The sequence below is a fragment of the Mucilaginibacter sp. genome (assembly GCF_039207105.1).
In the GTDB taxonomy this organism is placed as follows: Bacteria; Bacteroidota; Bacteroidia; order Sphingobacteriales; family Sphingobacteriaceae; genus Mucilaginibacter.
On the sequence record NZ_JBCECK010000134.1, the window covers coordinates 1 to 11,217 of the forward strand.

Annotated in this window: 10 protein-coding genes; 8 read left to right on the forward strand and 2 right to left on the reverse strand. The window is 42.9% G+C overall.

The window, feature by feature from the left end:
- Positions 1–1,232: TonB-dependent receptor domain-containing protein (locus AAGC65_RS20270; protein WP_343114282.1), on the forward strand; the 1,232-nt coding region annotated here is incomplete at its 5' end.
- Between the two features lie 60 nt (positions 1,233–1,292).
- A complete protein-coding gene (locus tag AAGC65_RS20275) occupies positions 1,293–2,006 on the forward strand; it encodes a hypothetical protein (RefSeq protein ID WP_343114283.1) in 714 nt (237 codons plus the stop codon).
- An 89-nt stretch (positions 2,007–2,095) separates the two neighbouring features.
- On the opposite strand, the gene AAGC65_RS20280 is transcribed toward AAGC65_RS20275, so the two are convergent.
- Complete coding sequence (locus tag AAGC65_RS20280; RefSeq protein WP_343114284.1) at positions 2,096–4,669, reverse strand: family 20 glycosylhydrolase; 2,574 nt, start codon at positions 4,667–4,669, stop codon at positions 2,096–2,098.
- Positions 4,670–5,114: 445 nt separating this feature from the next.
- Positions 5,115–6,041, reverse strand: coding sequence for a cobalamin-binding protein (locus AAGC65_RS20285; protein WP_343114285.1), 927 nt, complete (start codon positions 6,039–6,041; stop codon positions 5,115–5,117).
- Positions 6,042–6,248: 207 nt separating this feature from the next.
- Between AAGC65_RS20285 and AAGC65_RS20290 the strand changes: the two genes are divergently transcribed.
- From AAGC65_RS20290 to AAGC65_RS20315, 6 genes are all read left to right on the forward strand, one after another.
- The gene (locus AAGC65_RS20290; RefSeq protein ID WP_343114286.1) at positions 6,249–6,869 is read left to right on the forward strand and encodes a LysE family transporter; all 621 of its coding nucleotides are present in this window, start codon (positions 6,249–6,251) and stop codon (positions 6,867–6,869) included.
- Between the two features lie 350 nt (positions 6,870–7,219).
- Positions 7,220–7,780, forward strand: coding sequence for an NUDIX hydrolase (locus AAGC65_RS20295; RefSeq protein WP_343114293.1), 561 nt, complete (start codon positions 7,220–7,222; stop codon positions 7,778–7,780).
- Positions 7,781–7,819: 39 nt separating this feature from the next.
- Complete coding sequence (locus AAGC65_RS20300) at positions 7,820–8,551, forward strand: lysophospholipid acyltransferase family protein (protein WP_343114287.1); 732 nt, start codon at positions 7,820–7,822, stop codon at positions 8,549–8,551.
- A gap of 629 nt (positions 8,552–9,180) precedes the next feature.
- The gene (locus AAGC65_RS20305; protein ID WP_290327908.1) at positions 9,181–9,654 is read left to right on the forward strand and encodes a ribonuclease H-like YkuK family protein; all 474 of its coding nucleotides are present in this window, start codon (positions 9,181–9,183) and stop codon (positions 9,652–9,654) included.
- Positions 9,655–9,712: 58 nt separating this feature from the next.
- A complete protein-coding gene (locus AAGC65_RS20310) occupies positions 9,713–10,549 on the forward strand; it encodes a sulfurtransferase (protein ID WP_343114288.1) in 837 nt (278 codons plus the stop codon).
- A gap of 49 nt (positions 10,550–10,598) precedes the next feature.
- Positions 10,599–11,072: an SRPBCC family protein gene (locus AAGC65_RS20315; protein WP_343114289.1), complete on the forward strand. Its 474-nt coding sequence runs from the start codon at positions 10,599–10,601 to the stop codon at positions 11,070–11,072.
- The last annotated feature ends 145 nt before the right edge of the window (positions 11,073–11,217 follow it).

Genomic DNA, 11,217 nt, shown 5'->3' on the forward strand with positions numbered 1-11,217 from the left:
CCATGTATCTGGGCGGACTGGTTAACGAATATCATTTTTCAGATCGTATCCGTAACGTGCTGGCTGTTTTTGGCAACCATGTTGACTTTGCTAATCCATTCATCACCAATTTTGAGCAACGCAGCGAAAACACTTTTGGTTTCCGCACCTATTTTGAGCTGGCGGGCCTGCCTAAAGAAAACCTGAACTGGAAAGTGAACCTGGGGATGGAATGGCAGCAAACCAACTCTATAATCAGCAATTACGGTAATAACAAAGGTGTAAAAGATACCACCCAAACCAGCGATTACATACACACCAATCAGCATTTTATATTTGCCCGTTACCAGGCCGATATTTATAAGCGCCTGCACCTGGAAGCTGCGCTGAGCCTGAACTGGTACGAGTATGATTTTAAAAACATTTATCCGCTTGCCCAAACTGATTTCACCAACCGTAACTTTACGCCGCAATTGATGCCAAGGCTGGCTTTGAGCTATCAGGTTACCAATAACTTCATCTGGCGGGCATCTGTAAGCCGTGGCTACTCTACCCCAACCACTGCCGAGGTTAGGCCTACAGACAACATCGTGAATACTGCTCTGCAAGCCCAAACCGGCTGGAACTATGAAACCGGTTTTCGCCTGCGTAACCAGGATGAAACCATGTTCCTGGATGTATCGGGCTTTTACTACCGCATTAGCAATGCCATAGTGCGTCGGGTAAATGCCGACGAAACCGAGCATTATATTAACGCGGGCGGCACCAACCAACCGGGAATTGAGCTATCATTCACAGACTGGCTCATTCGCCCTAACAGCCATAATTTTGTGCGTGGATTACAGTTTAATGAATCATACACCTATAGTAAATTCACATTCAGGGATTATGCAGATGCCACTACCAGTTACTCAGGCAATAACCTAACAGGGGTACCAAGACAGGTATTTGTAACCAGTTTGCAGCTGCGGGTGCCGTATAACCTGTCGTTATTTGCTCAACACAATTATACCTCACGCATCCCGCTAAATGATGGTAACACGGTTTATGCCGCAGGCTATAATCTGCTGCAAGCTAAAGCAAGCTGGCAGCCAACCATTGGCCACAAAACGCATTTGGAAATTTACTTTGGAGCAGACAATATCCTGAACCAGAAATATAGCCTGGGTAATGACCTGAACGCTGTGGGCAACCGCTACTATAACGCATCGCCTTTGAGGAATTATACTGTGGGAATGGGGGTTCAATTCTGATCAACATTTGAAGAATGATGAAATTTAAAAGTGACAGGTTAAATTTTAATTAGAATAGAAATGGAATTCAATTCTATATATGGTGCAATAAAAATCAGAAATGATTATGAGAAATCCGTTAATTTCCTTAGAAGCTTAGGTAAGGATCAATACTATCCATTTATCAACACGAACATGTTTGCTTTTGGAGATTATGAGGTACCTTATTATTATGATGATATCTTGATTTCATTTGGAGCAACATATAAAGGCCTTGGATTAAACTTAATTGAATGGAATTTTTTGGTGTTAAAACTTGAACATATACTAAGAAATATCAATTTTGAAATTGCTCAATTCCATATTGAAAGCTATATGGGAGATTATACACTTACATGGATTTGTAAGGACGAGATAAAAGATTACCAAAGTGATTATTATCAATTAAAAAAAACAGATGAGTGGTATTTTGGCTATGGCAGACGAAGCATGTTCACGGGTGGTCTGCTTGAGGATCTTAAACCTTATGATATATTAGAGGGCGATAAAGAAGAGGATTTTAAATATCCAATAGTTTTTGATCCATTAGCAGTAGATTTTGTTCGACAATGTTTTAATAAAACATGTCATTTGCCAATTGGTTCAGCCATTGACGCACGTTTGAAGTTCAAAGATCCATTGCATGATAGGGTAGACGAAGTACTTTATTCGCTTGTATTAGCAGGTAAAATACATTTTGCAGGTAATTTGGATATGGAAAAAATAATCATTCATGAACAGCCCTGGTTTGTATAAAACATTTAAGCATAATCAAAATTGAATATGCTTAAATGTTTTATACTGTGGGACTCGGATTTGCAAAACTCCTGTTTTCTTATCAAGCTTTACGGATTCAAACCATTACTCCCGCCTTCTGCCACATTGCCTCCGCGGCCTTTAACGTCAAATGCGCGGAACTTGATAGTGCCGCCTTTATAGTCAACCGGGCCGGTGTATTCCTTGCTTTTTTCGTCGGGGTCTTTGCCGTTGGTGGTATAGCGAATAGTTAGACCCGGAAATTCAATATTGCTCAGGTATTTGCCATCCTGCAGGTTGATACCCGGCTTGGGGATACGATAATTGAAACCGCCATCGTAATAACTCAACCTTGGCAGTTCACGTTTGCCCAACACATTCAAAAAGTTCGACCATGCCTGTTCATAAAGCTGCTTAGCTTTCACCGGATCAGGCTCAGTGGCCCATTGCGGGTCTTTAGCCCAGGCACGTTCGGCCAGGGCAAGCAGGCGGGGGAATATCATATAATCCATGCGTTCGGTGCTTTTCACGGTTTCGGCCCAAAGCGCGCCCTGCAAGCCTATGATGTTGCTTTTGCCATAATCAGTAAGGCGCTGCTTTCCTATAAACAATGTAGGGTTAATAGGCAGGCCGTTTTTATCTACATCGGCATTTTTAAAATAATCATACGGGATGAACGAGAAAAACTTATCGATACCCAAAAACGCGCCCCAGTAGTAGCCCGGCTCGTCAAATGATTTGTAGTTGGCCATGTCAAAGTACAAATTAGTAACACAGGTAAGCACTACTTTATAACCCGAGTTAGCTAAACGGTAAGCCAAATCTTCCTGTCCGCCGCCCAGCACATTGTTCCATACATCTGCCTGTAAATGTTCTTTAGTAAAATCAGGATTAGGTACATAAGTCGGTTTACCATCCAACATGGTTTTACGCAGAGCCATTTCCTCCCAGCCTGACAACAGCAGTCCTTTAGCTTTTAATATTTCGTTTACGCGGCCATAAAAGTAATACCACAGATCGTTGGTACTCTGTATTTCCGGATGCGTTGCTTTCAGAGTTAGGTAAGCAGGCGATTTTTCCCAAACATGCGGGGGCACTTCGTCGCCACCAAAGTGGATAGTTTTTAAAGGTGCGCCCGCTTCCTTGTATAAAGCGGCAATATCACTCACCACGGTTTCCACAAAATTATAAGTAGATGGCAACGACACATCGATCACGTTATCATTCCAGTATTGTACCGAGCGGTACTCCGATTTATCATTCAGATCGCGCAGCAGGTATTTTTCGGCCTCGGCCTTTTTACCCTCGGCCATCAGGCGGTTGTAGCGGTTATCCATCGCCTTGATAGGTGCCCTGGCATGGCCCGGCGTTTCAATTTCGGGTACTACGGCAATGTGGCGGTCGGTAGCGTATTTTAAGATCTCGATGTAATCAGCGCGGTTATAAAATCCAGTTCCAACCGTATTATTTACATCAGGGCCAGAACCGTGAGATGCGGGTAAAAAATTCTTACTATCTAAAGTATGGCCGCGTTTGGATCCTACAGTGGTTAGTTCAGGCAATGATGGCAGCTCAATACGCCAGCCTTCATCATCAGTTAAATGCAGGTGCAGGGTATTTAGTTTGTACAGGCTCATAGCTTCCAGCAATTTTAACACCTGTTTTTTAGGCTGAAAATTGCGGGCCACATCAAGCATCACGGCACGGTAAGCAAAGCGCGGTTCGTCCTTAATTTCGGCACAAGGGATCTCGATGTTCTTTTTAGGATTGGCAAATGCTGATGCCGGGATCATGCTTTTTACCGATTGCACCGCATAATAGGCACCCGCCGTTGCCGACGCAAAAATATGGATGCCTGTTGGCGTAATGCTCATTTCATATCCTTCGGGGTTAATGCCTTCTTTATATTTGATAACAATGGTTTTAAGCGAACCGGCTTTGGTTTCGGTCTTTGATTTTTCGCCCCCCAAGGATGCTATGTAATCAGTTAGCACACGAGCCTCTTTTTCAAATCTTTTATCAGAGAAACCTGCAATAGGGGCCGGATTATTCAACACAAACTTATCAGTACCAGTTTGCTGATAGCTTACGGGTGTAGGAAAGACCTGGGGCAGGTTATCGGCCGGGATATCGGTAATGCTCTTATTTCTATCGAAAACAATCTCGGGCGTTACCAGGCCTTGGTAATCAGGCTTGTAGGGCTCAACGGTAAACGAGGTGATAGAATATCCTTTTTCGGGCTGGGCATCCCAAACCAGATAAATACCCTCAGGCGCATCGGTAACATTCACCACAGGGTCTTCATTAATATATTCAATACGTACAGACGCACCGGGTTTCAGGTCCTTAAACCCATCGGTTGGGGTAATGCAATATAAATCACCATTTACCGCGGTTATTTTGGCATTGTTACTCACCGCCTGCTCGGCAAAGCCGCGGCCCGAGTTAAAATAAAACTTCCATCCGCTGGCGGGCAACACCTCGTGCCCGGTATTGGTAATTACCAGCGCGGTTAAAGCCTGCTTTTTATTCTGATAATTGTTATCAACCACCTGCCAGCTCACGCGCAGATCAGAAACTTTAAACTTTACTTCGTCATGAAACCTAAATGCCGTGCTCATAAAAAATGCCGCGAAAAGCATCGCTGTAAAAATTTTGCGCATAATATAGTATTGGTTGATAATGGATTGAAAGGTAAATATAAATAACCTTTCCACATTTTAGTTATACTTTTTAAATTATTTTAAGAAGTTCTTAATGGGACTATGAGAGTTGGGGATTATGAGACTCTGGGAGTTTTGGACAATGGATAAAAGACTTTAAGATTAAGGACTTCGGACAGCGCATTCCAAACTTACGAAGTTTTAAAAACTTCGTAAGTTTCAGGAGATGAGTGTACTTTTTATTTCCAAAATTTGTCCTACCCTGGCGCAAGTGAAGCAATGGCCTGAACACAGAGGCTACTTGTGCCTCTGCAAATGCACAAGCAGCCCTTACACTTCCCTCGCTTCATACTTGCGTCAGATAATGGAGAGTCCTTTGTCCTTTGTCCAAAAGTCTTACAGTCCAAAAGTCCGAGAATCCCACAATCCAGGAAGTCCAAAAGTCTTATAGTCCAAACTTAATCCAACCTTCGCCTTCGTAGCCAAAGGCAAATTGTTTGGGGCGCATGATCTCGGCCAGTATCTCGATAGAATCAACTATACGCGGACCGGGGCGATTAAAGTAATGGTTACCATCAGCAATAAAAAGCTGGTTGTTTTTGATGGCTTTCAGATCGGCAAAGCCGGGCAGCTGCATCAGTATATCAATTTCTTTCAGGGTACGTTCTATCGAAAAACCGCAAGGCATTACCACTATAAACTCGGGGTTTTGTTCCTGGATATCGCTCCATTGTACATAGGGCGAATGTTTACCATCCTGTGCCAGCACAGGTGTACCACCGGCAATATTAACCAGGCCGGGCACCCAATTACCCGAAACCATCAATGGGTCGAGCCACTCGATACAGGCAACCGTTGGCTTACTGTCGCTAAATTTTAATTTATGTTTGATAATGTCTACCCGCTCGGTTAGGCGCTCCAGTAGGTCGGCCCCCGCTTCAGGTACGTTTAAAGCTTTAGCTATAGTAATAATGTCACTGAAAACATCATCAAGGCTATTGGGTTGCAGGGATACGATGCGTGCTTTTTTATCAAGGTAATTATCAAGCGCCAATTCCACTTCGGCCAGAGATACGGCACAAACCTCGCACTGATCCTGCGTAATTACCACATCAGGTGCCAGTTGTTTAATTTGTTCACGCTTTACCGTATAAACCGATAAGGCATCGGCCAGGATCTCTTTCACCTTAACATCTATCTGCCGGCTGCTTAAGTTATCCGGGAAATTAGCTTCGGTACATACCGGCAATTGCTGTACCGATGCAGGATAATCACATTCATGCGACCGGCCAACCAGATTATCTTCAAGACCCAGGGCACAAACTATTTCGGTGGCAGACGGTAGTAAGGAAACTATTTTATCAGTTGGCATGTTGTAAATGTGCAGATTTCAGATGTGCAAATATGCAGATTTTTTGTTTGAACAGGGATTATTGGACTTATGGACTAATAGACAAATGACTTTGGGATCAAAAAACTGTGTTTTGACTAAATCCTTGAAATCGTAGTTCAGCCAACCTCAATAAACTTCACATATGAAATTTGCACATCTGCTTATTTACAACCTATCTTTGCCAAAATGATATTCCTGACCTTTTTTATAGGGCTCATTGCCAATTTTATTGGTTACATACCGCCCGGAAACATCAACCTTACGTTAATACAAATCACTATAAATCGTGGTATAAAAGAGGCTGTTCGCTTTATTGTAGCCTTTTCATGCGTTGAATTTTTCTTTACTTATTTTATTATGCATGCCGCCCGATGGCTGTCTGGCGAATTAAGGCTTGCGGTTGTTATTGACTGGATAATGGTGATATTATTTGGTGTTTTGGGTACCATTACCTGGATACACCGCAATAAACCACCCGAAACCAATTACTCTGAACATGCCAGCATCAAATACGGCATACTGCTTGGCTTTTTGAACCCTATGCAGGTGCCTTTCTGGATGGTTACAGGTACTTATCTTATTACCCACGAGTGGATATTAACGGGTAAAGTGGCCCTTGTCATATTCAGTATTGGCTCAGCAGCAGGAGCTTTTCTGTGCCTTTTTCTGTATGCCCGCTTTGCCAGGTATATACAAAAGAAATTCGCACTCAGCACACGGTTTATCAATACAGGTATCGCTATTTTGTTTTTTGCCTTTGCTGCCTACCATATTATCAAGCAGATATATCTTACGTTTTTTAGATAGCCCCAACCCCATGAAGGGTAATAGCCTATGAAAAGACATATCCTTTGATTTGCCTGGCCCGCAAGTTACTCACCCGGTCTTTGCTGGACCACCCTCTCTTCACCTACGGTGGAAAGAGGGCAAGAAAATGGATGAAGGATAAAAGACAAAGGAACAAAGAAAACTTCCTCACCCTCTTTACAGCAGAGCTGAAGAGAGGGTCGACAAGCGTAGCGATGTCGGGGTGAGTCGATGTACACCTGGTTACATAAAATCTATACTCTTAGTAAAGCTTATTCACAATTGTCTGTTTTTAAATTGTGTTCATGAATACTTCACAGTTTAGAGGGGCTTTTACTATTTTTAGCGCCATGCATCACCCCGAAGAAAATCCCTGGAAAATTACCTCCGAAAAAAATGTTTATGATAACCCCTGGATCAATATTACCGAGTACCAGGTTATTAATCCATCAGGGAACCCGGGCATTTATGGCAAAGTTCATTTTAAAAATATGGCCATTGGCGTACTGCCCCTTGATGATGAGCTGAATACTTACCTGGTGGGACAGTTCCGTTTTCCGCTGAACCAGTACAGCTGGGAGATGCCCGAAGGCGGCGGCCCGCAAGGTATTGATCCGCTGGAATCTGCAAAACGCGAATTATTGGAAGAAACCGGTCTTAAAGCCAACCTATGGACCGAAATACAACAAATACACCTTAGTAATTCGGTAAGCGACGAGTGGGGTATCATTTACCTTGCCCGTGAACTAACCCAGTTTGAGCCCGAACCGGAAGACACCGAGCAACTGGTTATCAAAAAACTACCATTTGCCGAAGCATACCGCATGGTTTGCGACGGACAGATCACCGACTCGATGACTGTAGCCGCCGTACTTAAAGTACAGCTGCTTTTATCAGAAAACCGATTGTAAGCTGAGCTTTTCATAAAAAAAATATAAATTTGATGGTCGATGAAAAAGTTTTTAGGCTACATTTTATCCCCATTTGCTATTATAGCATTCTTTTTGGCACTCCTTATCTTTCATCCCATCCAGTGGGTATGTTTTCGTTTATTCGGTTATAAGGCGCATAAACGTGCTGTTGATCTTTTAAACCTTTGTCTGTTGAGTACCGCTTACATAGTGGGTAGCTCAGTTACCTTTATCAACAAGCAAAATTTGCCAACGGATAGGCCTATCATTTTTTTAGCCAACCATCAAAGTTTATTTGATATACCGCCGCTTATTTGGCACCTGCGTAAGTATCATGCCAAATTTATTTCCAAAGTTGAACTTACCAAAGGCATACCATCCATATCGTACAATCTGAAACATGGTGGCGGCGCTAATATTGACCGTAAAGATTCGCGCCAGTCTATTGCCGAAATTCTGAAACTGGCCAACCGCATGAAGGAGAATAACTGGTCGGCCGTGATATTTCCGGAAGGCACACGATCAAAAAACGGCGAGGTGAAAAGCTTTCAGGTTGGTGGCATCGCTACCATATTAAAAAAATGCCCTAATGCCTTATTGGTGCCTATAGCCATCAAAGATTCATGGAAAATGATCCGTTACGGCTTTTACCCACTCAACTCATTCACTCCCATGACCTGGGAAGTGCTTACCCCCATTGAGCCCGGACAAACCCCATATGAAGACCTCGTACTCGAAGCCGAAAATAAGATCAGGGCCGCGCTGGCTTGATTTCGGATTTGGGAATTTCAATTTCGGATTTTCAGGCATATCAAACCGCATCTGTTGAACAGGAAGCTCCTATGGAGCTAATTACTTATTTTATATCCATTCTATAAACAGGCCACCCCAATGAGGTTTGTATAATCTTACTAATGAAAAAAACAAATCCAAATTTATACAAACCTCATTGGGGTAACCTGTTTATAGTAATTATTAAAACATATTACAGCTCCATAGGAGCTTCCTGATATCTTTATGATTTTCTCCCCTATCCTTGCACAAGTATGAAACGAGGTCATCGCTATATACTTGCACCAGATAAGATCTTATTGTCTGAACCACGATTAAACAGACTATAAGATCATTGGGATTTCTTTTAAATTGTGGTAATCCCAAAATCCGTTTAATCGTGGTTCAGACATCGGCCCTTTCCTCCTTTAAACTGTTTAAACGTAGGTTTTTTGTTTTAACACGTGTAATTGCGTAAATTCATAGTTGAATAAATAATCCTAATCTGTTAATAATCAGTTAAATGTTAACAAATAAATCATAGCATATTTACGTTAATATGAAACCTTATCACTTATTTTTATAGACCTATAAAAAAGGTCAGCTAAAATTAACTTAAAACAATTTTTATGACCTGGAGAAAATTCAGCGGCGAGGTTATCCAATCGCCAATTATGGAAGAGGTTGAAAAGGCAATTGAACGCGAAGCCGCCCTCGGCAATAAACTCAAAGTATGTATCGGTACCGACTCACAAGTAAAAGGCAGCGTAACTGATTTTGCTACTGTAATTGTGTTTGTACGTGAGCAACGTGGTGCTTTTATGTTCATTCACCAGGAACGTACATCGCAAAAAATGAGCATTAAAGAACGTATGCTGAGCGAAGTGCAAAAATCAATCGATATTGCCTACAAACTGTGCGATCTGCTTGATTTGTACGATGTAGAACTGGAGGTACATGCCGATATTAATACCAACCCACTGTTTAAATCAAACCAGGCCCTGCATGAGGCTATGGGTTATATTCTAAGCATGGGCTTTGTATTTAAGGCCAAACCCGAGGCTTTTGCAAGCTCTTATTGCGCCAATAAAATAGTGCAGTAAAAACTTAAAACTACACGCGGTGTATTTATATTTGGTTTTTCAATAAATCAGATACACTATGTCGCCACTAATTGAAATCAACGATCCGGCTTTGTCCGGCCCGAATACTATTCTTATCGATGCCCGTGCCGGGCAGGATGCAAACCAACGCTACCTTGCCGGCCATTTAAAAAACGCGGCATTTGTTGACCTTGATAAAGATCTGGCATCTAAAGTTACCGACGCCGCCATCGGCGGTCGGCACCCATTACCTCATATTGATGATTTTGCCGTCCTGTTAGGTAAATTAGGTATTACCCCGCAAAGCCATGTAGTAGTTTATGACGATAAGGCAGCCGCGTTTGGCGGAGCCCGTTTCTGGTGGATGCTGAAAGCTATTGGTCACCAAAATGTACAGGTTTTAAACGGAGGCCTGCAGGCTGCAAAAAATGCCGGTATTGAATTAAGTACCGAGGAATATACGCCAACAGCAACCGCATCTTACCCCGTGCCTGATGTATTTGAAGGTACCGTGACCATTGAACAAACCGGCGCTGCCGCCAGCGATGAAGGCTATTTAGTGATTGACGTGCGTGAAACTCCGCGCTATCAGGGCCTTACCGAACCAATTGACCTCATTGCCGGTCATATCCCCGGAGCGCTTAACCTGCCTTACATTTATAACCTGGATGCTGAGGGTAAATACCTCCCTGCCGATACGCTAAAGAAACTGTATGAAGATACTATTGGTAATGTACAGGCAGATCATGTTATCGTACATTGCGGATCGGGCGTTACGGCCTGCCATACACTGCTTGGCATGGCTCATGCCGGCATCAGCGGACCAAAACTGTACGTGGGTTCGTGGAGCGAGTGGTCGCGCAGGGATTTGCCCATTGGCAGCACCAAAATATAAATCAACCGGTATATCAAACAAATAGCCGCTGCGGTTTGTCAGCCTTTTGATGAAAACATACGTATTAAAAACAGAACAGGCCATACCCATTAGTTTGGATATGGCCTGGGATTTTTTCAGGTCGCCACTTAACCTGGCTAAGATCACTCCTGATGATATGAAATTTGTGGTAACATCTGATTATACTGCCGAAACAAAAATGTATGCCGGCATGATCATCACTTACAAAATATCACCGTTACTGGGCATCAAAATGAACTGGATGACCGAGATTACCCATGTTGCCGAAAAACAATACTTTGTTGATGAGCAGCGCTTCGGCCCATACGCCATGTGGCACCACCAACATCATTTTAAAGAGATTGAAGGCGGCGTACTCATGAACGATATTTTACACTACGCCATCCCATACGGCCCCATAGGCAGGCTCAGCAACAGCATTTTTGTAGGCAATAAAGTAAAACAGATTTTTACTTTCCGTGAAAAGGCTATTGAACAGCTATTTGGGGTTTATAAGGGGTGAGTTTAGATTACGGATTTTTTCCTATTTCTCTACTATACCACCGTCATGCCGAATTTATTTCGGCATCCCACAGGACAGGCGACGCGCGCAATGTTTACTCAGAATGAGAGATCCTGAAACAAGTTCAGGATGACAGGTTGTACAC

Coding starts and splice junctions, on each gene's coding strand:
- AAGC65_RS20275 (WP_343114283.1), top strand. CDS start 1,293: ATGGAATTCAATTCTATATATGGTGCAATAAAAATCAGAAATGATTAT.
- AAGC65_RS20280 (WP_343114284.1), bottom strand. CDS start 4,669: ATGCGCAAAATTTTTACAGCGATGCTTTTCGCGGCATTTTTTATGAGC.
- AAGC65_RS20285 (WP_343114285.1), bottom strand. CDS start 6,041: ATGCCAACTGATAAAATAGTTTCCTTACTACCGTCTGCCACCGAAATA.
- AAGC65_RS20290 (WP_343114286.1), top strand. CDS start 6,249: ATGATATTCCTGACCTTTTTTATAGGGCTCATTGCCAATTTTATTGGT.
- AAGC65_RS20295 (WP_343114293.1), top strand. CDS start 7,220: ATGCATCACCCCGAAGAAAATCCCTGGAAAATTACCTCCGAAAAAAAT.
- AAGC65_RS20300 (WP_343114287.1), top strand. CDS start 7,820: ATGAAAAAGTTTTTAGGCTACATTTTATCCCCATTTGCTATTATAGCA.
- AAGC65_RS20305 (WP_290327908.1), top strand. CDS start 9,181: ATGACCTGGAGAAAATTCAGCGGCGAGGTTATCCAATCGCCAATTATG.
- AAGC65_RS20310 (WP_343114288.1), top strand. CDS start 9,713: ATGTCGCCACTAATTGAAATCAACGATCCGGCTTTGTCCGGCCCGAAT.
- AAGC65_RS20315 (WP_343114289.1), top strand. CDS start 10,599: ATGAAAACATACGTATTAAAAACAGAACAGGCCATACCCATTAGTTTG.